The organism is Sphingobium sp. AntQ-1, assembly GCF_028538045.1.
GTDB lineage: Bacteria > Pseudomonadota > Alphaproteobacteria > Sphingomonadales > Sphingomonadaceae > Sphingobium > Sphingobium cupriresistens.
This window is the reverse complement of sequence record NZ_CP117158.1, coordinates 1,493,805-1,516,149: the sequence shown is the minus strand read 5'-3', so window position 1 is coordinate 1,516,149 and position 22,345 is coordinate 1,493,805. Positions and strand designations below refer to the sequence as shown.

Genomic DNA, 22,345 nt, shown 5'->3' with positions numbered 1-22,345 from the left:
TTCATGCGCTCCCAAGACGTGTCGGAGTCTTCATCCTATGCCCCTCAAGACCATCCTGCCGCTGCTGATCGCGGCTGCGCCTGTCGCCATTGCGGCCCCCGCCCTGGCGCAAAGCGCGCCAACGCCCGGTTCCATGCCCACCGGCCCGGCCGCCGGGATCACCACGCAATTGCCGCGCGGCGCCGCGCCCAGCCATTATGCGATTCAAGTGACGCCCGATGCGGCGAACCTGAAGTTCAGCGGCAAGGTGACGATCGATGTCAGCGTCGCGACCGCGCTGCCGGCGCTGGTGCTGAACGCCGCCGACCTGACCGTTTCGTCCGTCATGCTGACGCCGGCAAAGGGCAAGGCGATCAAGGGCACTGCCAAGGTCGACGCGGACGCGCAGACCGTCAGCCTGGATTTCGGCAAGCCGGTCCAGCCGGGCAGCTACAAGCTCGACATCGTCTATGCCGGCGTCATCAACCAGCAGGCGAACGGCCTGTTCGCGCTCGACTATACCGACAATGCGGGCGCGGCGAAGCGCGCGCTCTTCACCCAGTTCGAAGCGCCCGATGCGCGCCGCTTCGTGCCGAGCTGGGACGAGCCGAGCTTCAAGGCGACGTTCGACCTGTCCGCGGTCGTTCCCGCCGATCAACTGGCGGTCGGCAACATGCCGGTCAAGACGAGCAAGGATCTGGGCGGCGGCAAGAAGCTGGTGACGTTCGGCACCAGCCCCAAAATGTCCTCCTATCTGCTGTTCTTCGGCCTGGGCGAACTCGACCGCGCCACCAAGATGGCGGGCAATACCGAAGTCGGCGTCATCACCGGCAAGGGCAATACGGGCAAGGCGCAACTGGCGCTCGACGCGTCGGCCAGCATCCTGCCCTATTATAACGACTATTTCGGCGTCCCCTATCCGCTGCCCAAGCTGGATAACGTCGCAGGACCAGGCCAGAGCCAGTTCTTCAGCGCGATGGAGAATTGGGGCGCGATCTTCACCTTCGAGCGCGCCTTGCTGGTCGATCCGCGCTTCACGTCGGAAGCGACCAAGCGTCGCATCTACGAAACGGTCGCGCATGAAATGGCGCATCAGTGGTTCGGCGACCTCGTCACCATGGCCTGGTGGGACGATCTGTGGCTGAATGAGGGGTTCGCCAGCTGGATGGCGACCAAGGTGACCGACAAGCTGCAACCCGACTGGGAAATGCTGCTGACCCGCGTGGACGGGCGCGAGGCGGCGATGAGCCTCGATTCGCTCGCCACCACCCATGCCGTTGTGCAGAAGATCACCACCGTCGATCAGGTGAACCAGGCGTTCGACGCCATCACCTATCAGAAGGGTGAGGCGGTCATCACCATGCTGGAAGGCTATGCCGGCGAGGACGCATGGAAGGCGGGCATCCAAGCCTATATGAAGGCGCATGCCTACGGAAACACCGTGACCGACGACCTGTGGAAATCGGTCGAGGGCGCGGGCGCCACGGGGCTGGTTTCGATCGCGCATGACTTTACGTCGCAGCCGGGCATCCCGCTGGTCACCGTCGACAGCGCGGTCTGCAAGGGTGGATCGACCGTCCTGACGCTGAGCCAGGGCGAATTTAGCCGCGACCAGAAGAGCAAGACGCCGCTGCGCTGGAACGTGCCGGTCAAGGCGCAGACCATCGGCGGCGAAGCGCAGCGTCTGATTTTGCAGGGCAAGGGCACGGTAACGCTGCCGGGCTGCGGCGCCTATGTCGTCAATGCGGGGCAGACGGGCTATTATCGCTCGCTCTATCCGGCGGCCAATGTGAAGGCGCTGGCGAAGGATTTCACCAAGCTGGCCAGCATCGACCAGACCGGCTTGCTTGCGGACAATTTCCAACTGGGGCTGGGCGGCTATCAGCCGATCGGGCTGGCGATGGACCTGGTGGACGCCGTGCCCGCCACCGCCAGCCCCGCCGTGCTGGCGGAGGTGCCGGAGTATATCGCCAGTGCCCATGCGATGCTGGAAAGCGACAAGGCGGCGCAGGCGCGCGTCGCCGCCTATGGTTCGGCCAAGCTGGGGCCGGTGCTGGCGGGGATCGGCTATGACGCCAAGCCGGGCGAGGCGGCGCAGGCGCCGGTGCTGCGCCAGGCGCTAGTGGCGACGCTGGGCGACATGGGCGACAAGGCCGTGGTGGCGGAAGCCAATCGCCGCTTCGCCCAACCGGCGCTGCTCGATGGGCCGCTGCGCAACACATGGCTCTCGATCATCGCCAAAAATGCCGATCAGGCGACCTGGGACAAGCTGCGCGCGATGGCCAAGGGCGCGGCGACCGACCTGGAAAAGAGCAGCACCTATGCGCTGCTGGGCGGCGCGAAGGACGAAAAGCTGGCGGCGCAGGCGCTCGACCTCGCCATGACCGATGAGCCGGGCAAGACCACGAGCGCGGCGATCATCAGCGCTGTGGGTTCCGAGCATCCGATGCTGGCGGTCGATTATGTGCTGGCGCACCGCGCGCAATATGAGGCGCTGATCGACGTGTCGGCGCGGAGCCAGGCGCTGGCGCGCCTCGGCGGCGGGTCGGCCGATCCGGCGATGGCGACCAAGCTGGACGCCTATGCCACCCAATATCTGACGCCCGAATCGCGCAAGGTGGTGGATCGCGCCATCTCCGCGATCAAGACGCGGATCGAGACGCGGAGCCGGTTGCAGGCGCCGCTGACCGCCTGGTTCGCGGGCAAGAGGTAGGAAATAAAAAGGGCGGCTCGAAAAAAAGGGCCGCCCTTATTCCAGCCGGTTACTGCGGCAACCCCAGCGCCTTGGCGATGTCGTCCCAGGCGACCAGTTTGAAATTCTGGGCCGCCGCCGCATTATGGCCGTCCTGCGCAATGAACAGGCCGCCCGGATAGGCAGGGCCGAAATCGCCCAGCATCAGTTCGATGCCGTCGGTTTCCTCCGACCCGCCAACGACCCCGTCGACCACGCGGAAGCGGCCGACATAGGAGTCGTCGCTCAGCCTGTAGACGACATAGGCATTGTCGCCCTGGCTGGAGACGAGGACATAGCCGTCCTTGTCGCCCACGGGCGCGATGGCGAGGCCTTCGGCATCCATGACCAGGTTCTTGTCATCGGCCGCTGCGATCTTGGTCGGCATGGTCGATCCGGCGGCGCGCGCGTCGAAGCGCCAGAGGCCGACATCCTCCTCCGCCACATAGAGGGTGCCGGTGCGGTCATCGACGGCGCAGCCTTCCGACTGGGTGCCGAGCTTCATAGTGCGGACGATCTTGCCGCTGGGCGTCGCGCTGTTGGCGTCGATCGCGACCTGGTTGATCGTGCCGTCCTTCAGCACGATGAAGGCGGACAGGATGCCCGCGTCCCGGCCAAGGCAGACGCCATAGGCTTCGCCCGCGCCGCCATCGACCTTGCCCAGCGCGGTCAGTGTCGCGGTGGCGGGGTCGAGGCGAAAGAGCGCGATCTTCGCATGGGCGATGTCGTTGCGGTCGCTGGCGGCCACCAGGATGCCGGGCGCTCCGCCGATCGCCACGCCGTCCTTCAGATCGACATTGTTGACCCGGCCGGCGTCCAGAAAGGCGCGGGTCTTGCCGTCGAGGCCATAGACATAGAGGCCGGCTTTCTTGTCGGTGCCCACGATCAGGCTTTGCGCCGGGTTGGCGGCGTTGCGCCAGATCGCCGGATCGTCTGCCGCGTCGGCGTTCGCGGTGCCGACCGGGGTGGTTTCGCCGCGCGCCGTAACCGACACGGCGGGGGTCGCATTGGCGATGCGAACGGCGACCGGAATTTCCACTTCGGCGGTGGCGCAAGCGGACAATGTAATAAAAGCGAAACAGGCAATCATCGAACTATAATATATATTGCACGATCCGGTCATGGAAGCCTTTTCGTGGTTGATGATGGGGTCAGATATCGGAGCATGAAATGACGCTCTTCTTTTTCGGATCATTTTATCAGAAGTCCTGTTTCCATGTGGCGGTGGAATGCTACAGAACGGTATCGCGGGTCAATTAAACTATTTGGAAACAGCGGATGCAAAGAATTGCGACCATGGCGCGGTTGACCCGGTTGCGCCGGATGAATTGCGCCAGAGCAAGCTGCATTCAATGATACAGGGCGCGTGCTTTAAGTTCTGGTTATCGCATCGTTTTAAGCAAAAATCGGTCCCTGCTTTCCTGCACGACGCTCCAAATACTGGTTTTAAGCGATGTAGCAGCCGCAGCGCCATTTCATTGCCGGCGACCCGTATTGAGATAGGCGGCGACAGCATCGACGCTGTCGCCCACGACATCGACCGCTTCCGCCAATTCTTCCGGCGATACGTCGAAGCGGGAGGTCCAGTAGAGGATCGCCGCTTCATTATCCAATGTGACGCGGTCTGCTTCCATGTCCGGGTCGCTGATCTTTGGTGCCTGTCTCATAGGACAGATACAAACGCATAAATGGCGGCGCTTTTCCGCTTCCCTTTGGGACAGGTGACCGGGGAAGGCTTAGCTGAGCGGGCTGCTGGCCCAATTTTTGAGCTTGGCGTAGAGCGCGGCGATAACCCCGGCGAAGATCAGGATCGCGAGCGGCACGGCCAGATGATTTTCCGCCACCAGCGCCAGAGGCGCATCGCTGTCGGTGCTGGCGACGATGCCGGCGAAGGCGACGCCGAACAGGCTTTCGCCGACGATGAAGCCGGTGGCCATCAGCACGCCCATGCGTTCGGCGAATTCCGGGTTCGCCTGGCGCAGCGACCAGCGGTTGTAGAAATGTCCGATCACCGCGCCGACGGGGATCAGCAGGGTCAGCGCCATCGGCAGGTAGATGCCCATGCCGACCGCGAGCGGGGGCAGGCGCAGCTTGCCCGCCCGGCCCAGCAGTTCATCGACCAGCACCACGACCGCGCCGATCCCCGCGCCGATGCCAATCAGGCCCCAGTCGAGGTCGCCGCCCAGCACGCCCTTGGCCAGCGCGGAGATGAGCGCCGCCTGCGGCGCGGGCAGCGCGTTCGGCCCGACGCCGGGCGCGCCGGCGAAACCGAAGGCGCTGTTGAGCAGGTCGAGGACCGGCGGAATCACCAGCGCGCCGAACAATACGCCCAGGATCAGCGCGATCTGCTGCTTCCACGGAGTCGCGCCGACCAACTGGCCGGTCTTGAGATCTTGCAGGTTATCGTTGGATATGGTGGCGATGCCGAACACGATCGCGGTGGTGAACAGGGCATAGGCGATCAGTGCCTGCGTCTGCTGCGGGTCGTCGCCGCCCGATCCGTAGATGGCGGCCAGCATCAGCGACGCGCCCAGCACGGCGAGGATGCCGACGCCCGAAATCGGGCTGTTCGACGCGCCGATCAGGCCCGCCATATAGCCGCAGACCGACGCGATGATGATGCCCGCGACCAGCACATAGGCCAGCGTCAGGCCGATGATCGGCACCGGATTGTCGGCGATCGGGCCACCCTGGGCGAAGATCCAGAGCAGGAAGCCGATGGGGACGAGCGCGGCGAGGATCGTGCCGCCGACGATGGAGATGGGCAGGTCGCGCTCGGTCAATTCCAGCATCGCGCCATTGCCCGACCGGCGCGCGGCGTTGGCGACCAGCGCGGAGCGGATGCCGCTGACGATCGGGCCGAGGATCTTGAGCAGGGTCCAGATCGCAGCGACGCCGATCGTGCCCGCGCCGATGAAACGCGCCTTCGTGCGGAAGGTGGTGCCGACCAGATCCGCCAGGTCAGCGCCGGCGGGGACGGGGGTGGTGAGATAGGGCACGATGCCGACCCAACTGATGAGCAGGCCGATGAACATGGCGACGCCGACCGAGAGGCCGACGAGATGGCCGACGCCGATCAGCGCCATCGAAAAGCTGGTGGAAACCGACGTCGCGCCCGCGCCGAATTTGAAGAAGGTGGCGGCTTCTTCGGCCAGGATTTTCGTCTTGGCGATGATCGAGAAGCTGGCGGCGGCGATCGCGCTGGCGACGATCGCGGCGAGGCCGCGGCGGTTTTCCTCCAGCCCCTCGCGCGAACCCGCGCCGACCTTCAGCACTTCGGCGGCGGCGACGCCTTCGGGATAGGGGAGGTCGGAACCGGTGACGAGCGCGCGGCGCAGCGGCACCGAATACATGACGCCCAATATGCCGCCCAGCGCGATGGTGCAGGCCGACAGCCAGTAGGGAAAGCCCTGCCACCAGCCGATGATGACCAGGCCCGGCAGCACGAAGATGATCGCCGAGAGGGTGCCCGCGGCGGACGCGATCGTCTGGACGATGTTGTTTTCCAGGATCGTGCCGGTCGAAAACAGCCGCAGCACCGCCATGGAGATGACGGCCGCGGGGATGGAGGTAGCGAAGGTCAGGCCGATTTTGAGGCCGAGATACACATTTGCCGCGGTGAAGATGAGGGTGATGAGCGCGCCGAGAATGACCCCGCGCAGCGTCAGTTCGGCCATCGCGCCGGTTGGCGCTCCCCGGCCCTTGGCTTCCATTGTCACCCGTCGTCCCCTTGGCTTGGCGCTTATATAGTGGCTGGTAATAATGTTGCTTGGCTGTGGATCAATCAGAAAGTGCGATCAGGATGCGTTTGGACGCGCGCCGGTCGTGGGGGCGGCATGATCGAGCCAGTCGTCCACCAGCCCTGTCCAGCGCTGATAGCCGCGCGCGTTCATGTGCAGTCCGTCGGGGCGGAAGAGCGAGGCGTCGGGCAGGCCATCGCGCGCCAGCAGCACGGCGCCGACGTCGATATAGGAGAAGCCGTCGCGCTTGGCGCGCGCGGCGATGGCGGCGTTGACCTGCGCCATCTTTGGCCAGAGCGTCCAGCGGATCGGGCTGGGCTTGAGCGAGAGCCAGGCGATGGCTGCGCGCGGATAATCCGCGCGCAGCCGCTTGAGCAGAGCGAGGATGTCGCGGGACACGGCATCCGGCGTCGCACCGGCGGCCAAGTCGTTCTCCCCCACATAAACGACCACCGAGCGGGGCGGGACAGGCGGCAGCAGCCGCCTGTAATAATGGAGGACATGGGCGGTGGTCGCGCCGCCGAAGCCGCGATTGACGGTGTCGATATCGGCGAAGCTGCCCGCTATGTCCCACAGCCGGATGCTGGAACTGCCCAGAAACAGGGTGGCGTCGCGCACAGGCGTACTGGCGCTGTTGGCTTTGGCGAAAGCCTCCACCTCGTTGGAGAAGGGGAAGGTCGGGTCGGCATTGGGAACGGGGGCAGGGCGAGCAGGCGGCGGCGCGGCGATGGCGGGGACCGCCAGCGCGCAGGCGAGCAATGTCGGCAGCGCCGTCCGGCGCAGGCCCGCGCCCTTAATGGCGGTGGAGCGGGCGCAGGCGATATTTGCCGTCCGCATAGGGGCCGAACATGCCGGTGATGGCGGGATGATCGACCGGCTCGTCGCTGTCGTCGGTGACCAGATTTTGCTGGCTGACATAGGCGACATAGCTGGATTCGCCATTTTCGGCGAGCAGATGATAGAAGGGCTGGTCCTTGTCGGGCCGCGCGGTTTCGGGAATCGCCTCATACCATTCCTCGCTATTGGCGAAGACCGGATCGATATCGAACACGACGCCGCGAAAGCCGAACAGGCGATGCTTGACGACATCGCCGATATTGAAGCGGGCATGGACGATCGGCGGGGCGATGACGCCGGCGCCGAAAATCTGAATCGTGTCTTTCATCCCCCCAATTTAGGATGCTGCTGCGCGGACACAAGAAAAATACCGGAAAGGCCGCTTGGCAAGTATGATTTCATTCGCTAATGGCCGCCCCTCGACCGGGACGGCGCAGGCTGGACCTTCTGCGGAGAGGTGGCAGAGTGGTCGAATGCACCGCACTCGAAATGCGGCGTGCCCGAGAGGGTACCGTGGGTTCGAATCCCACCCTCTCCGCCAACAGCTTATTTTCCTACATCCCTAGCGAACCGAAAAAGCCCAGCATTTCCGGGCCTTTCGGGCTGATTCGCGTCCCACCTCATCCCCTCGCTTCCGTCGGTGACCGATTTGGCGTGTGGTAAAAAGCGTGGGAGAATATCGGCATGGGAAAGCTCTCCGTAACAGGTGTGAAGGCGGCAAAGCGACCGGGGCGCTTCGGAGATGGCGATGGCCTGTTTCTCGTGGTCGGCGCGACCGGCTCCAAAAGCTGGGTGTGCAGGGTCCAGAAGCATGGGCGCAGGCGCGACATCGGATTGGGCAGCGCATCGAAGGTCACGCTGTCTGTCGCCCGCGATCGGGCGCGCGAGGTGCGGACCTGGGTGGAGCTTGGCCTCGACCCGGTGTTCGAGAAGCGTAAGGCGAGCGGCATCCCGACATTCAGGGAGGCGACGGCTAAGGTCTATGCGGCCAACCGCAAGACCTGGCGCAACGAGAAGCATGAGGGGCAGTGGCTGCGAACGCTGGAAGCCTTCGCCTTCCCGATCATCGGCGATATCCGAGTGTCCGAGATCAACGGCCCGATGATCCGCAACGTGCTTGCCGAAATCTGGCTGACCAAGCCGGAAACGGCACGCCGGCTGCGCCAGCGAATCGGCGCGGTCCTCGATTGGGCCTTTGCGTCCGGCTACCGTGAAACCGAAGCGCCGATGCGCTCGATTACCAAGGGGCTTCCACGCCAGCCCAAGAAGGACGGGCATTTTGCGGCCATGCCCTATGCCGATGTGGCGGCGTTCATGGCGCGGCTACGCGAACGGGAGTCGTTCAGCCGCCTTGCCTTGCAGTTTGCCATCCTGACCGCTGCACGATCCGGGGAGGTGCGCGGTGCGGCATGGACCGAGATCGACGTCGAGAACGCCCTATGGACCATCCCCAAGGAGCGCATGAAGGCGCAGCGCGAGCATGTCGTCCCGCTGTCGAGACCTTCAATCCGCATCATCGAGCGGTGCAGCCAGTTGCGTACCTGTGAATGCCCCCTGATCTTTCCCGGCATGAAGGGGGACAAGCCCCTTTCGGACATGACCCTGACGAAGCTACTGCGCGAAATGAAGCAGCCTTACACCGCCCACGGCTTCCGTTCTGCCTTCCGAGACTGGGCCAGCGAGGAAACGGACGTACAGGGCGAGGTCGCAGAGGCGGCACTGGCGCATATGGTCAGGGACAAGACCGAAGCTGCCTACCGCCGTGGAAGCCTGTTGGAGAAGCGCCGTAAGTTGATGGACGACTGGTCCACCTACTGCACCACGATCAAGTGAGGGCGCTGCCATGCGCGACACCATCAGGCAGGTGGAAGGCGTTTGCGCCGCCCAATCCTATGCCCCGCAATCAGCACATTTCCATGTCCTTCGATGCCGCCAAAAACGCAGAACAGACAGGGGGCGGACTCGGCCTATCGGGAACCCCGAAACTCGGCCTATCGGGAACGCAAAACTCGGCCTATCGGGAACCGAAAATGGCCTTAACGTCATGAAGTTGCACCATGAATCCGGCCCTTAACAATGCTAATAGTAGAATCCTACGGATTCTTGCTAACCCGGCGCGGCCGGATCGCGGCGGCGTACGGCTTTTTTGACCAGCGCCGCCCCCGCGATTCCGGTGGCCTTTCTAAACCGGGTGCATGGCTGCACCCGACTTGCTAGGTAGTTATCCATGCGTACCGAACTCGATCATTTGCCAGCCAACAAGCAACGCGAGCTTGAACGCCTCGTGCAGATCATCTTCGAGGAATTCGAGGACAGCCTGTCGCTGGCCCGGCATGAGTGGAAAAAGAAGGGCCGCATCCAGAAGGTCATCCTCTACGGCTCTTACGCGCGGGGCGGCTGGGTGGACGAACCGCATACGGCGAAGGGCTACCAGTCGGACTATGATCTCCTGATCATCGTCAACGACAAGCGGCTGACCGATCGGGTGACATATTGGGCGAAGCTCGAAGCGCGCCTCTATGCCGAACAGACGATCACCAAGGCGATCCGGACGCCGATCAATTTTATCGTCCACACCCTTCAGGAGGTGAATGACGGCCTCGCCCATGGCCGTTATTTCTTCATGGACGTCGCCAGGGACGGCATCGCGCTTTACGAAAGCGATGACACCGAACTGCACCAGCCCAAGCCCAAAACCCCCGCCCAAGCGCTAGATATGGCGCAGGAGTATTTCGATGAATGGTATCCGGCGGCGATGCGGCGCTATGACTTCGCCAAGTTCGGCCTCGAAAAGGGGCATCTAAAGGAAACTGCCTTTGAGATGCATCAGACCGTTGAGAGCCTCTATCATTGCGCGATGCTGGTATGCACATTCTACACGCCACATGTGCATAATCTCGGCTTCCTCAGGCGGCAGGCTGAGTTGATCGATCGCCGTCTGGTTCACGTTTGGCCGCAGGATTCACGGCAGGATCGCGCGTTGTTCGACAAGCTCAAGGAAGCCTACGTCAAGGCGCGCTATTCAAAGCATTACCGCATTTCGAAAGAGCAGCTGGATTGGCTTGGCGTGCAGATCGAGGAACTCGGTCGCGTCGTCTTGGCAGTATGTTCGGAGCGGATTGCGGAGCTCACTGCGGGCGTCAAACAGGCAGGCTGATCGACCGCCAGTTGCGCATCGAACGGGCTGACTCTCTCACAGAGCCAGCCCGCTCTGACGAGCAGATCGCCCAACGTCTGGTCGCTGTCATATGCGCTATCGCTGCCGGGTTGCGATGTCCACCGTATCGCTGAAACAATGGGAAGGCCGACCTCCCTTGGGCTATTTGATGGCCCCTTCCGGTCGGCCTTCCCACCACGGTCCGGGTCAAAATGGTGACGCAAGATGTTGATTTTTGAGAGTTTTAATGTCAATCGGCGTGCAAACGGGACCCCTTATCGGCGCGCAAAAGGGACCCCCTGTCAGGATGGCGGAGCGTTGATGTGACGGGCTTCCTTGCGCTGCGCGCGGCGTAGGGAGGGCGTAGCCCGACCGGAGGCGCGCGCAGCGCAAAACATCTTCTAATTGATCGGTGCTGGGGGGGATCAGCTGCGGTTTTTGAAGCGCCAGCTGTCATTGCCGGTCTCGACGATGTCGCAATGATGGGTGACGCGGTCGAGGAGCGCGGTGGTCATCTTGGGATCGCCGAACACGGTGGGCCACTCGCCAAAGGCGAGGTTGGTGGTGATGATGACGCTGGTCTGCTCATAGAGTTTGCTGATCAGGTGGAACAGCAGCTGGCCGCCTGATCGGGCGAACGGCAGATAGCCCAGTTCATCGAGCACGATCAGATCGAGGCGGGATAGCTGGGCGGCGAGAGCGCCACTCTTGCCGATCCTGGCCTCCTCTTCGAGGCGGGTCACCAGATCGACCGTGTTGAAGTAGCGGCCTCGGGCGCCGGAGCGCACTACATTGGCGGTGATGGCGATGGCCAGATGGGTCTTTCCTGTGCCTGTGCCGCCGACCAGGACGATATTGCGCCGTGCGGGCAGGAACGCGCCGCTGTGCAATGAACGCACAAGCCCCTCGTTGATCGGGGTACCCTCGAACCGGAAGGCATCGATGTCCTTTACGACTGGCAGCCTGGCAGCGGCCATCCGGTATCGGATCGACGCGGCATGACGATGCGTCGCCTCCGCTCGCAGGAGATCGGTCAGTATCTCCATGGTGGTGCGCTGGCGCTGAAGGCCGGTGGTGACGGCATCGTCGAACGCGCCCGCCATGCCCTTGAGTCCAAGCCCGCGCATGGCCTCGATCATATCATGCCGCTGCATCGAAGGTCCTCAGCTGGTCGTAACGGGCACAGTCGGCGATCGGGGGATGGCGCAGAGCGCTATCCTCGGAGGTGATGATCGTCAGAGGACGCGGCGGTTCCCGGCGTCGTGCCAGGATGTTGAGGATCAGGTCGTCGCTTGCCGTGCCCGTCGCCAGTGCCTCACGCACAGCGGCTTCGACAGGCTCCAGGCCATCGGTCAGTACGGCCGACAACACACGGACGAACCGGCGATCGGCATCGTCGCCATTACCCAGCTTGCGGCGCAGGCGGGCAAGCGCCGGTGGCAGATCCCAGTCCTGGAAGGGGGCACCGTTCCGCAGCGCGCCAGGCTTGCGGGCCAGCACTGGCAGATAATGCCAGGGGTCATAGATCGTGCGGTTGCGCCCAAAGTAGCGAGGATGTTCAGCGACAACCTCTTCGCCGCAGCGAACGACGATGCGATCGGCATAGGCGCGGACCTGCACCGTGCGTCGTGCCACCGTCGATAGCACCGAGTAGCGATTGCGGTCGAAGCTGATCAGGCAGGTGCCGGTCACAGCATGCTCGCTCTCATTGAAGCCGTCGAACGGTCCCAGCATCGGCTGCAGCGCAGATCGTTCGATCTCCAGCATCTGCGCCACGGTCAGCTCTCCCTGTTCGGGATGGGGCTGCCGTTCCGCCCAGCGCCGACACTCGGCCTCCAGCCAGCCATTGAGCTCTTCGAGACTGGCGAACCGCAACCGGGGCTGGAAGAAGCGACCCCGGATCGTCTGCACCTGGTTCTCGACCTGACCCTTCTCCCATCCCGCCGCAGGCGAGCAGGCCGTGGGCTCGACCATATAATGGTCGGTCATGATCAGGAACCGCCGGTTGAAGACGCGTTCCTTGCCGGTGAACACGCTCGTCACAGCCGTCTTCATATTATCGTAGATGCCGCGCCCTGGCACGCCGCCGAAGAAAGCAAAGCCGCGCGCATGCGCGTCGAACAGCATCTCCTGGCTCTCACGAGGATAAGCCCGGACATAGACCGCGCGTGAGGCACACAGTCGCATATGCGCGACCTTCACCCGCATCGGTGCCCCGGCGATCTCAACATCTTCATGGCTCCAGTCGAACTGGTAGGCCTCGCCTGGCCTGAACATCAGCGGGATGAAGGCCGTGACACCATCGCCGGCATCTTTGCGCCGCTCGATCTTCCAGCGCGTCGTATAGCGCCGCACCGCATCGTAAGAACCCTCAAAGCCTTCGCGCACCAGCAGGTCATGGATCCGCGTCATCCGCAGCCGGTCACGCCTGCCGCGCAGCTCGTTCTCTTCCAGCAGCGTGTTCAGGCGCTCCTGAAACGGACCGATCCTGGGCAGCGGCTGAACCTTGCGCTGATAATCAAAGGCGCCCTCCGGCGCTCGGACCGCTTTGCGGATGACCTTCCGCGACACATGCAGATCCCGTGCGATCGCCTTGATCGCCTTGCCTCCGGCATACTCGCGCCGGATCCGTAAAACTGTCTCCAAAACCAACATCCCGATCTCGCCGCCTGAAAATCCAGCCGGCTGCTTAAACCATCGAAATGAGGGGTCCCTTTTAGACGCCGATCACCCCGCTAACGGGGTCCTTTTTGCACGCCGATCCACAGTATAGGATGTGGGAAAGAGTCATTTGGCATAATGAATTGATTTTAATATCAAATTCTTAGATGTGGACCTTCTAAGCCCACCCTCTCCGCCAAATTTTCTCCCCGAAATCATGAGATTGCAAGCTGTCGTCCTGATTGCGCTCTGGCGTCGTGCGGCGTCATGCGACGCCGGTATGGAGCGATGTCCGCGGGCGACCGCGCCTGATGGCGTTCGGGCGCGTATCACCTGTCCCCGACTGCTATCCTTGCCTGTCCCTGCTGCGGCATGGCGCATGGGCCGGGCGATGGGCGCATTTCGCTCTGGCCTGGCGCTGGCCTTCGTCGCCGTCATGCTGGCCCGCGAAGCCAAGGGCCTGCTGATCGGAGAGAGCGCCGACCCGGCCTTGATCGAACAGATGTGGCGCGCGATCGAGCGTCGGCCGGAAATCATGGCGGTCAATCCTGTCAAACCTTCCACACCGCGCCCGACGCCGTCTTCGTCGCGATCAGCGCCGATTTCGAGGATGCGCTGACCATGGGCGCGGGTGAAATATTGATCGAAGCGATCGAAGCGGGACTCAAACGCGCCATGCCGGAACTGACATCCATCTATGACCGGCCGGAAAAACAGTAGAAAGCCGTTCGACCTAACCAAAAAGGGACGGCAGACAGGCATTGCGACGCCAGGTCGCGCAGGCGGCGGTCGCGCGACGCTCAAAATTTTCTGTCGCACGCCTGAGCATTGCTTGCAGGACGCTTCTCTATAAGATCGATAGATAAGACGCATGGGTCGGCGCGGAGCAGTTATGCAGGACAGGCGGGAGCAGGATGGCCAGGTTGCCGACAATATGTTCGGGCGCTGGCGCGCGCGTCTGGCGCAGGCCCTGTTGCGCGAACCGTTGGTCGTGCTGATCGAGGGGCACGCCGACGCGCTGCTCCCATTGTCCGGTCTGGACGACAATGCTGTGCCTTTGCGCGAAACGGTGAATTGACGGATCGATCATTTCGCGATCGCGAAAGACGGCCTAGATCGGCGTCTCATTCCTTTTCGCCCCTTTCCCAGGAGTTAGCATGGCCACCAACCCCCGCGCCGTAACCCGCGCCGTCGACAGCCTGTTTCTGGAGCGCTGGTCGCCGCGCGCTTTCGATTCCTCCGCAATTGCGCAGGACGATCTCGACACCATCTTTGATGCAGCCCGCTGGGCGCCGTCGGCGTTCAACTATCAGCCCTGGCGCTTCCTCTATGCTCATCGCGACAGCGCCGACTGGTCGCGCTTCCTGCGCTTGCTGCTGCCCTTCAACCAGGCCTGGGTGCAAAATGCGGGCGCAATCGTCTTCATTCTGTCCGACACGCTGATGGCGGCGCCGGGGTCGGAGGATTATAAACCCTCGCACAGCCATAGTTTCGATGCGGGCGCGGCCTGGGCGCTGCTGGCGTTGCAGGCGACGCGGCTGGGCTATCACACCCATGGCATGACCGGCGTCGATTTCGACAAGGCGCGCGCCGAACTGGCGGTGCCGGAGCGTTTCCGCATCGAGGCGGCGGTCGCGATCGGCCGGCAGGGCGACAAGGCGGTGCTGCCCGAAGCGTTGCAGGCGCGCGAGGAGCCCAGCGACCGCAAACCGATCGAGGCGTTCGCCCATTCAGGCAATTTCGCGGGCTGACATAGGATATCGCTCGCTCGCCTTGCGGTGAGTGGGGTATTTGAGGCACGATGGCGAAGGGCGTCGCATCGGCGGCGCGCCTTTGTCCCATGAGTGCCTGTCGTCCATGTCCCTGTCCGCAATGATCGCCGAAAGCGCCGTCCCCGCCGTCGTGACGAATCCACGATTGCCCGACAATCCGATCGTCGACTGCAACGACGCCTTCATGGCGCTGACGGGCTATGCCCGCGACGAAATTGTCGGCCGCAATTGCCGTTTCCTGCGGGGGGCGGACACGGACGGTGCGAGCACCGACATGATCCGCGCCGCTATCCGCGACAACCGACCGGCGCTGGTCGAACTGCTCAATTATCGCAAGGACGGCACCCCTTTTCGCAATGCGCTGATGATCGCGCCGATTTTCGGCGCGGACGGGACGCTTAACTATTTTCTGGGATCGCAGATGGCGGTCGAAGCGGCGGCGAGTCAGCGCGCGGACGACGCCATCGCGCTGATCGGCACGCTGACCCAGCGCCAGCGCGCGGTGCTGGTCGGCATGGCGCAAGGGCGCCTGAACAAGCAGATCGCCTATGATCTGGGCCTGACCGAACGCACGGTGAAGATGCACCGCGCCGCGATGCTGCGCGCGCTGAACGTGCGCACCGCGGCGGAGGGCATAAGGCTGGCGATCGAGGCGGGGCTGTAGGATGGCGCGGGCGTATCGCTGATGGTGTTGCTGGGCATTGCGATCATCGTGGCCGGCTTTCTGCTGCGTTTCCATCCGCTGCTGGTGATCCTGGCGTCGGCGATCGTCACGGGCCTGGCCGCGGGTCTTGATCCGCTGGCGATCCTGGCGGCGTTCGGCAAGGCGTTCAACGAGGCGCGCTATGTCAGCATCATCTGGATCGTGCTGCCGGTCGTCGGCCTGCTGGAGGCGCATGGATTGCAGGAGCGGGCGCGCGGGCTGATCGCGAAGATGCGCGGGGCGACGGTCGGGCGATTCCTGACCTTCTACCTGATCCTGCGGCAGGTGCTGGCTGCGGTCGGGCTGACGTCGGTCGCGGGGCATCCCCAGACTGTGCGCCCGCTGGTCGCGCCGATCGCCGAGGCGGCGGCGGAAACCCAGGCGGGTCAACTGCATGAGGATGAGCGCGAGAAGATTAAGGCCTGGGCCGCGGCGACCGACAATGTCGGGCTGTTCTTTGGCGAGGATATTTTCCTGGCGATCGGTTCCATCCTGCTGATCAAGGGGCTGCTGGAGCAATATGGCATCAGCCTGGAGCCGCTCCAGCTCTCGGTCTGGGCGATCCCGACGGCGATCGCCGCGCTGCTGATCCACGGCTTTCGCCTGTGGCGGCTCGACAAGCGACTGGCCCGCATCCGGGCGGAGCGCGCGCCATGATCACGCTGCACTGGGTCTATGCGCTGGCGGGCGCGGTGTTCGCCGCTTTTGCGCTGCTGGGCGTGGCCGATCGGGGGAACCCGCGCCGCTGGACGACGTCCGCTTTCTGGGCATTGCTCGCGACATCCATGTGGGCGGGCGACGCGCTGGGCGACCTGGGCAATGGCGTGCTGGTGCTGGGCCTGGTCGCGCTGGGCGCACTGGGGCTTGGCCGGGGCGATGGCGTGGTGCCGCCGGAGGTGCGGCAGGCGCGGGCCGATCGCTTCGGCAACCGGTTGTTCGCCATCGCGCTCATCATCCCGGTTACGGCGCTGGCCGGGACGTTCCTGTTCAAGGCTGCGCCAGGCTGGTTCGACGCGAAACAGGCGACGCTGATCGCGCTGGCGCTGGGGGTGGCTGTAGCGATGATGGTGGGCTGCCTGTGGCTGCGCGCCGGGGCGAGCGTGCCGTTGCAGCAGGGGCGGCGGCTGATGGACTGTGTCGGCTGGGCCGCGATCCTGCCGCAGATGCTGGCCAGCCTGGGCGCGGTGTTTGCGCTGGCGGGGGTCGGTGATGTCGTGGGCAGCATCGTGCAACAGGCGATCCCGCAGGGCAGCCTGCTCGGCGCAGTGATCGCCTATGGCCTCGGCATGGCTCTGTTCACCATGGTCATGGGCAACGCCTTCGCCGCCTTCCCGGTGATGACCGCAGCGATCGGTATTCCGCTGTTGATCCGCACCTATCATGGTGACCCCGCCATCGTGTGCGCCATCGGGATGCTGACGGGTTTCTGCGGCACCTTGCTGACGCCGATGGCGGCCAATTTCAACCTGGTCCCCGCCGCCCTGCTGGAACTGAAGGACAAGCATGGCGTCATCAAGCGGCAGGTCGGCACCGCCGTCCCGCTGCTGATCGTCAACATCGCGCTCATCTACTGGCTGGCTTTCCCATGACGCTTCTGACGCCCGACATCGCCAACCGTTTCGCCGCGCTGACCCTGTCGCATCTGGGGCGGTGCTATCCCTACAAGATGGACCTGGTGATGGGCGGGCCACAGGATGCGCGCCCGCCGGAGGAGCATCATCCGATCTTCCATGGCAGTTTCGACTGGCATAGCTGCGTCCATGGCTGGTGGCAGGTGACGCGGCTGATGCGCCTGTTCCCCGACATGGCGCAGGCGGGCGCGATCCGGGCGCGGGCCGACGCGATGCTGGTGCGGGACAAGGTTGCGGGGGAGTTGGCCTTTCTGCACCGGCCGCTGAGCACCGGGTTCGAGCGGCCCTATGGCTGGGCCTGGGCGCTGGCGCTGCACGATGAACTGGCGCGGCATGACGCGCCCTGGGCGGAAGCCTTCGCGCCGCTGGCGGGGGCTTTTGCCGCGCGTTTCCATGCTTTCCTGCCCAAGCTGACCTATCCGCTGCGGGTCGGCACCCATTTCAACATCGCCTTCGCGCTGACGCTGACGCTGGACTGGGCGGAGACGCGCGATCCGGCGCTGGTCTCGCTGATCCGCGACAAGGCGCTGGGCTGGTTCGGGCGGGACCGGGGATGCCAGGCGTGGGAGCCGGGCGGTGATGAATTTCTCTCGCCCGCGCTGTGCGAGGCGTTGCTGATGAGCCGGTTGCTGGACCGCCCGGCCTTTGCCGACTGGTTCCACGGCTTCCTGCCCGACCTGGCGCAGGGCGAACCGGCCACTTTGTTCACGCCCGCCACCGTGTCGGACCGCAGCGACGGCAAGATCGCGCATCTCGACGGTCTGAACCTCAGCCGCGCCTGGTGCTGGCGGGCGATCGCCGCCGCGCTGGGGCCGGACGATGCGGTGGCCCTGTTGGCGCAGGACGCCACGCGGGTGCATGTCGCCGCCAGCCTGCCCCATGTCGCGGGCGATTATATGGGCGAACATTGGCTCGCCACCTTCGCCCTGCTGGCGCTGGAATAGGGGTCAGTTCGTCACGGCATGGACGAACATATAGCCTTCGTTGCGGATGGTGCGGATGACCGGGCCTTTCAGGCCGCTGGCGGACAGTTTGCGGCGCAGGCGGCAGAGCTGGACATCGATCGACCGGTCATAATGGTCGGCGGTCGCGCCATGGACGCGGTCGAGCAGGCGGCTGCGGTCCAGCACCTGGCGCGGATGTTCGACAAAGACGCGCAATAGCTGAAATTCGCCGTCCGAGAGGGACACGGCCGTTCCTTTCGGATCGAATAGCTGGCCGGTGGTCATGTCCACGCGCCAGCCGTCGAACGAGGCGAAGCTGCGTGCGGTAGCGGCGGCGTTCAGGGGCGCGCCCGGCGCCATCCGGCCGCGTAGCGCGGCGCGGATGCGGGCCAGCAGTTCGCGCGGGTTGGCGGGTTTGCACAGGCAATCCTCCGCGCCCAGCTCCAGCGCGGCGATCCGGTCCGCTTCGCCGCAGGCGGCGCTATGGACGATCACCGGCAGGCGGCGCTCGATCGCCAGTTCGTGCAGCAGCGCCGCCCCCTGTTCCGGGGCGATGGCGGGGTCGAGCACCACCAGCGCATAATCATGCTGCGCCAGCGCCGCGCGCATCTGCAACGGGGTTTCCACGCCTACCACGATCAGGCCGTAGCGGGCGAAATTATCGGCCAACTGGGCGAGCTGGGCGCTGTCGTTATCGACGATGAGAAGGCGACTGTGCGAGATCGTCATGCCCGCAAGGACGCTGCCGCCAGCGCAAAACCGTCCTGTCCTGATTGTCCACGCGCAGTTGCCATTGCAGTCGCGCCGCCAGCAATTGCTCGCCCGGTGCGAAATGGGCGCGCAGCCGGTCGCCCAGCGCAGCGTCCAGCAGGTCGTGCGTCGCCAGCGGACGGCCGAACCGGCCGGACGCATTGGCGCGGCGCAGCAGGCGGCGACTGACGCCGTACCAGCCGGGAATGTCGATCAGCCAGCTTTTGTCGGCGACGGCGCGGCGGGTGAACAGGTTCATCGCCCGCGCCAGCCAGAGCAGCGGGCGGCTGAGCGAAGGGTTGCGCGCGCGCCAGTCGATATGGGCAAGGTCCACGTCCAGCCCGAAGCGCGCGGCATAGGCGGCGGCGAAGCCGCGCGGATCGGCGCGGAAATCCTCATAGCGAAAGACATGGACGCGGTCCGGCCCGAACAGCGCGTCATAATGGGCGATCAGGCGGATCGTGTCGAAATGGTCGAGGCGGAAGCCCGGCGCCTCGTCGCGTTCGGGCGCCACCGGGCTGAGCGAATCGCGGCCGAACAGATAGCGTTTGAGGCCGAAGGTGCCGCCGCCCTTCACATATTGCAGCCAGGCCGACACGATCGCCGACAGCGGATCGCGCACGAAGATGACGATCTGCGCATCGGGCAGGGTGCGGCGGATGCGATCGGCGACATCCTTGCTGAGGTTGCCGGCCAGGCCGCCATTATGCAGCCCGCCGGTCAGATTTTCCTCGCACAAGATCATATCGTCAGGCGCGTCGCCCAGCCGCCGCCGCGCCGCCGCCGGATCGAAATGCAGCGCGCCGACGTCGAGGAAGGCGGCGCGCACGGTGGCGCGCGGGATGTAGCGACGGTTGCGGATGGCCGGGTAGAAGCTGTCCTGGAACCAGGTCGTGCCGGTCTTGTGATAGCCGATATGGACGATCGCAGCCATCAGGCGGCTTTCGCCAGGGTTGCAGACATGACCACATCCGCATCGCCTTGGCCCAGGCAAAGGCGGCAATGCCGGTCCCAGGACAGGCTGTCCGCCGCCCAGGCGCGCGCTCTGTCGCCGATCCGGCGGCACAAGGCCGGGTCGGCGACCAGCCGGTCGAGCGCGGTGCGGATCGCGTCGATCGACTGGCCATCGACGACGAGGCCGGTCACGCCGTCGCGGACGAATTCGGCCGGGCCGCCATCGCGGCCGACGATGCACGCCAGCCCCTGCGCCATGGCGTCGGCCACCGACAGGCCGAATCCCTCGATTTCCGCGCCATCCTCCATCGCGATCTGGGGGTGCAGGAAGATGTCGGCGGCCGCATAGGCGTCGGCCAGGTCGGCGGTCGATACATAGCCGGCCATGGTGACCACGCCGTCGAGGCCGCAATGGCGGATCGTCTCGCGCACCCGCACCGAATCGATGCCGCGGCCGATGATGACATGGCGCAGATGCGCGCCGTCCTGAACACAGCCGGCGACCGCCCGCACGGCGGCGGCGATATTCTTGCGCGCGACGAGGCGGCAGACGGTGAGCAATTGCGCGCCGCCCGCGCCCCGCGCAAAGGCGGTGGGCGCGCGATCGGCCGGCATGACCACGCCGTTCCAGGCGGTGATGGTGCGGGCCGCCAGATGGGGCAGGCGACCCAGCAACAGCGTGCGCGTCACGTCGCTGACCGCGACGATCCGCCGCGCGCGATGCAGCACCAGCCGCAACAGCAGCAGCGCGATTCCGCGTGGCCGCCCGACCTCCCGGCCATGGACGGTGACGACCAGCGGACGCGGGAAGAGCAAAGCGGGCAGCGCCGCGCGCCAGGTGCAGGCATGGATCAGGGCAGGGCGATCGCCGCCGATCCAGGCGCCGAGCATCGCTCGGAACAGCCGGGCATAGACCGCCAGCATAGACGCCACGCCGACATCGATCAGATCGATCCCGTCCTGTCGCACCCGGCGTGGGCCGGCGGAGGATTTGGCGAAGATGGTGACGCGGCGTCCCTGCGCGGCATAGGCGCGGGCGACTTCGCGCGCATAGGTCTGCACGCCGCCCTCATCGGGTGCGTAGACGCGGGCGACGATCCAGAGTGATGCAGGCGAGTCAGACATGGGCGGCCCGCTCCAGCCGGGGGAGGCCATCCAGGGCGGGGCGCGCCACCGACTGGCTGCGCGCGAGATAATGGGTCAGCGCCCGCGCCGCGCGGACGCTGGCGGCGTCGCCAAGAGCGTCGCCAAGCGCGTCGAACGTGCGGGCGACGCCTTGCCGCTGCGCCTCCGCATAGGCGGTGTGGCTGGCGATGGCGTCGGCCGCCGCATCGGCGATGCCCTGCGCCGACTCCAGCACCGGACCGTAACGCCAATGGCCATAGCTGCGGTCCTCCTGCCAATCCGCGCGATGGCCGTTCAGGAACAGGCAGGGGCGTGGGCGGGCGAGATATTCGTAGATCTGGCTGGAGACGTCGCCCAGATAGAGCGAGGCCATGTGGACATAGCGCATGTCGATGCTGGCCCGGCTGCCCAGGTCGATATGGACATGGGGCAGGCGCCCGATATCGGCGAGGCGGCGCTCCATCGCGGCGCGGCGTCGCCGATTGTCGAACAGGCGGATGTGCGGCGCGACGATCAGGTTGAACCGGTCGTCCTGCGCGAACTGGCGGATGACATCCTCCCCCATGGCCGGCCAGGAGGAGAGGCGGGGCGAGAAATGCGGATTGTAGAGAATGACCGGCCGGTCCTGTGCGAACAGGCGCTGGCGGTCGCTTTTGGGACCGGTCAGGTCGAACTTGCTGTAGCCGGTGATGGCATAATGGCCCTCGCGGATCAGCCCTTCGTCCAGCATCCGCCGCCGCTGCTTTTCGCCGGCCAGCAGGACGAAGTCGAACCGGGCGATGCGCCGGTCATAGCCGACCGCCCGGTCGCCTGCGCCATGGCAGGTGTGGATGAAGCGGGTGCGCGACAGGCCCAGCCGCTTGAGCAGCAATGATGTGCGTTCGGGCACGACGATCGCGTCATAATCGACGAGCTTGCCCCGCGCGGCGAGCAGGACGGCCAGTTTGGGCGGGATCGTCCCGCCGGTCAGCCCGGCCAGCGCGTCCAGCCAGCGCCCGCCGCACCGCAGGAAGCGGATCGCCCCGGCCCCGCGGGTGGCGGCGATGTCGCGCGCCAGCGCCAGATGGTCGTCGGTCGCGGCCATGACGTCCACGGCGAAGGCGGGGTCGCGCGACAGTTCGATCGCGACCGGCAGGGCGTGGAATAGCTGGTGGATTTGCGCGTTGAAGAAGAAGCACAGCCGTTGTGGCGGGGCCAACGCCGCAGCATCGCTCCGGTCGAACCAGTCGCGTCCCATGATAAACTCCATTCGATCAGACCCGAATGGAGAAATGCCCTGCGTTTATCGCGGGGGGATTTCAGCGTGCGTCAGGGCGTGGACGCCCTGCAACATTAGCGCGACGTAGCGGCCGGGCAGCGCC

The 22,345-nt window shown here is 65.1% G+C and carries 20 protein-coding genes, 1 tRNA gene and 1 pseudogene; 11 read left to right on the top strand and 11 right to left on the bottom strand.

Going from position 1 to position 22,345, the window contains the following annotated elements; genetic code table 11:
- The first annotated feature begins 37 nt into the window (after positions 1–37).
- The gene (locus sphantq_RS07465; protein ID WP_272799941.1) at positions 38–2,692 is read left to right on the top strand and encodes a M1 family metallopeptidase; all 2,655 of its coding nucleotides are present in this window, start codon (positions 38–40) and stop codon (positions 2,690–2,692) included.
- Positions 2,693–2,741: 49 nt separating this feature from the next.
- On the opposite strand, the gene sphantq_RS07460 is transcribed toward sphantq_RS07465, so the two are convergent.
- The 5 genes from sphantq_RS07460 to hspQ all read right to left on the bottom strand — a co-directional run bounded on the left by sphantq_RS07460 (position 2,742) and on the right by hspQ (position 7,615).
- Positions 2,742–3,800: a phytase gene (locus sphantq_RS07460; RefSeq protein ID WP_272800199.1), complete on the bottom strand. Its 1,059-nt coding sequence runs from the start codon at positions 3,798–3,800 to the stop codon at positions 2,742–2,744.
- 385 nt (positions 3,801–4,185) lie between these two features.
- A complete protein-coding gene (locus tag sphantq_RS07455; protein WP_066606255.1) occupies positions 4,186–4,377 on the bottom strand; it encodes a DUF3606 domain-containing protein in 192 nt (63 codons plus the stop codon).
- Positions 4,378–4,446: 69 nt separating this feature from the next.
- Entirely contained in the window at positions 4,447–6,387 is a 1,941-nt protein-coding gene (locus tag sphantq_RS07450) for an OPT family oligopeptide transporter (protein ID WP_272800198.1), read from the bottom strand.
- Positions 6,388–6,507: 120 nt separating this feature from the next.
- On the bottom strand, positions 6,508–7,287 hold the full coding sequence (locus sphantq_RS07445; RefSeq protein WP_129926004.1) for a GDSL-type esterase/lipase family protein: 780 nt from the start codon (positions 7,285–7,287) through the stop codon (positions 6,508–6,510).
- Positions 7,244–7,615 carry a heat shock protein HspQ gene (hspQ, locus tag sphantq_RS07440; RefSeq protein WP_066606248.1) on the bottom strand — a complete coding sequence of 124 codons (372 nt, stop codon included), beginning with the start codon at positions 7,613–7,615 and terminating at the stop codon, positions 7,244–7,246. The genes sphantq_RS07445 and hspQ overlap by 44 nt, the downstream gene beginning before the upstream one ends.
- Before the next feature lie 123 nt (positions 7,616–7,738).
- Here hspQ and sphantq_RS07435 point away from each other — a divergent pair.
- The 3 genes from sphantq_RS07435 (at position 7,739) to sphantq_RS07425 (ending at position 10,444) form a co-directional block, all read left to right on the top strand.
- A tRNA-Ser gene (locus sphantq_RS07435) sits at positions 7,739–7,828 on the top strand.
- A 143-nt stretch (positions 7,829–7,971) separates the two neighbouring features.
- Positions 7,972–9,120 carry a tyrosine-type recombinase/integrase gene (locus sphantq_RS07430; protein WP_272799940.1) on the top strand — a complete coding sequence of 383 codons (1,149 nt, stop codon included), beginning with the start codon at positions 7,972–7,974 and terminating at the stop codon, positions 9,118–9,120.
- Between the two features lie 394 nt (positions 9,121–9,514).
- Positions 9,515–10,444, top strand: coding sequence for a HEPN domain-containing protein (locus tag sphantq_RS07425; RefSeq protein WP_272799939.1), 930 nt, complete (start codon positions 9,515–9,517; stop codon positions 10,442–10,444).
- A 425-nt stretch (positions 10,445–10,869) separates the two neighbouring features.
- Here the strand turns inward: sphantq_RS07425 and istB are convergent, their stop codons facing one another.
- Positions 10,870–11,598, bottom strand: coding sequence for an IS21-like element helper ATPase IstB (istB, locus tag sphantq_RS07420; protein ID WP_272798407.1), 729 nt, complete (start codon positions 11,596–11,598; stop codon positions 10,870–10,872).
- The gene (gene istA, locus sphantq_RS07415; RefSeq protein WP_125999130.1) at positions 11,585–13,099 is read right to left on the bottom strand and encodes an IS21 family transposase; all 1,515 of its coding nucleotides are present in this window, start codon (positions 13,097–13,099) and stop codon (positions 11,585–11,587) included. The genes istB and istA overlap by 14 nt, the downstream gene beginning before the upstream one ends.
- Positions 13,100–13,514: 415 nt before the next feature.
- Here istA and sphantq_RS07410 point away from each other — a divergent pair.
- From sphantq_RS07410 to sphantq_RS07380, 7 genes and pseudogenes are all read left to right on the top strand, one after another.
- Positions 13,515–13,825, top strand: a pseudogene (locus sphantq_RS07410) (cation diffusion facilitator family transporter); the annotation flags it as partial.
- Between the two features lie 172 nt (positions 13,826–13,997).
- Entirely contained in the window at positions 13,998–14,183 is a 186-nt protein-coding gene (locus tag sphantq_RS07405; protein ID WP_066606223.1) for a hypothetical protein, read from the top strand.
- Positions 14,184–14,262: 79 nt separating this feature from the next.
- Positions 14,263–14,856, top strand: a complete 594-nt coding sequence (locus sphantq_RS07400) for a nitroreductase family protein (protein WP_066606217.1) — start codon at positions 14,263–14,265, stop codon at positions 14,854–14,856.
- Positions 14,857–14,962: 106 nt separating this feature from the next.
- Positions 14,963–15,541, top strand: coding sequence for a PAS domain-containing protein (locus sphantq_RS07395; RefSeq protein WP_066606215.1), 579 nt, complete (start codon positions 14,963–14,965; stop codon positions 15,539–15,541).
- Positions 15,542–15,559: 18 nt separating this feature from the next.
- Positions 15,560–16,237, top strand: a complete 678-nt coding sequence (locus sphantq_RS07390; RefSeq protein WP_272800197.1) for a DUF969 domain-containing protein — start codon at positions 15,560–15,562, stop codon at positions 16,235–16,237.
- On the top strand, positions 16,234–17,169 hold the full coding sequence (locus tag sphantq_RS07385; RefSeq protein ID WP_272799938.1) for a DUF979 domain-containing protein: 936 nt from the start codon (positions 16,234–16,236) through the stop codon (positions 17,167–17,169). The genes sphantq_RS07390 and sphantq_RS07385 overlap by 4 nt, the downstream gene beginning before the upstream one ends.
- The gene (locus tag sphantq_RS07380; protein ID WP_272799937.1) at positions 17,166–18,155 is read left to right on the top strand and encodes a DUF2891 domain-containing protein; all 990 of its coding nucleotides are present in this window, start codon (positions 17,166–17,168) and stop codon (positions 18,153–18,155) included. The genes sphantq_RS07385 and sphantq_RS07380 overlap by 4 nt, the downstream gene beginning before the upstream one ends.
- 3 nt (positions 18,156–18,158) lie before the next feature.
- Here sphantq_RS07380 and sphantq_RS07375 read toward each other — a convergent pair whose 3' ends face one another.
- Genes sphantq_RS07375 through sphantq_RS07360 form a run of 4 tightly spaced genes read right to left on the bottom strand, consistent with a single transcriptional unit; the run spans position 18,159 to position 22,221 of the window.
- The gene (locus sphantq_RS07375) at positions 18,159–18,884 is read right to left on the bottom strand and encodes a winged helix-turn-helix domain-containing protein (protein ID WP_272799936.1); all 726 of its coding nucleotides are present in this window, start codon (positions 18,882–18,884) and stop codon (positions 18,159–18,161) included.
- On the bottom strand, positions 18,847–19,839 hold the full coding sequence (locus sphantq_RS07370) for a sulfotransferase (protein WP_272799935.1): 993 nt from the start codon (positions 19,837–19,839) through the stop codon (positions 18,847–18,849). The genes sphantq_RS07375 and sphantq_RS07370 overlap by 38 nt, the downstream gene beginning before the upstream one ends.
- Positions 19,839–20,984: a glycosyltransferase family 4 protein gene (locus sphantq_RS07365; protein WP_272799934.1), complete on the bottom strand. Its 1,146-nt coding sequence runs from the start codon at positions 20,982–20,984 to the stop codon at positions 19,839–19,841. The genes sphantq_RS07370 and sphantq_RS07365 overlap by 1 nt, the downstream gene beginning before the upstream one ends.
- The gene (locus sphantq_RS07360; protein WP_272799933.1) at positions 20,977–22,221 is read right to left on the bottom strand and encodes a glycosyl transferase; all 1,245 of its coding nucleotides are present in this window, start codon (positions 22,219–22,221) and stop codon (positions 20,977–20,979) included. The genes sphantq_RS07365 and sphantq_RS07360 overlap by 8 nt, the downstream gene beginning before the upstream one ends.
- Positions 22,222–22,345 lie beyond the last annotated feature (124 nt).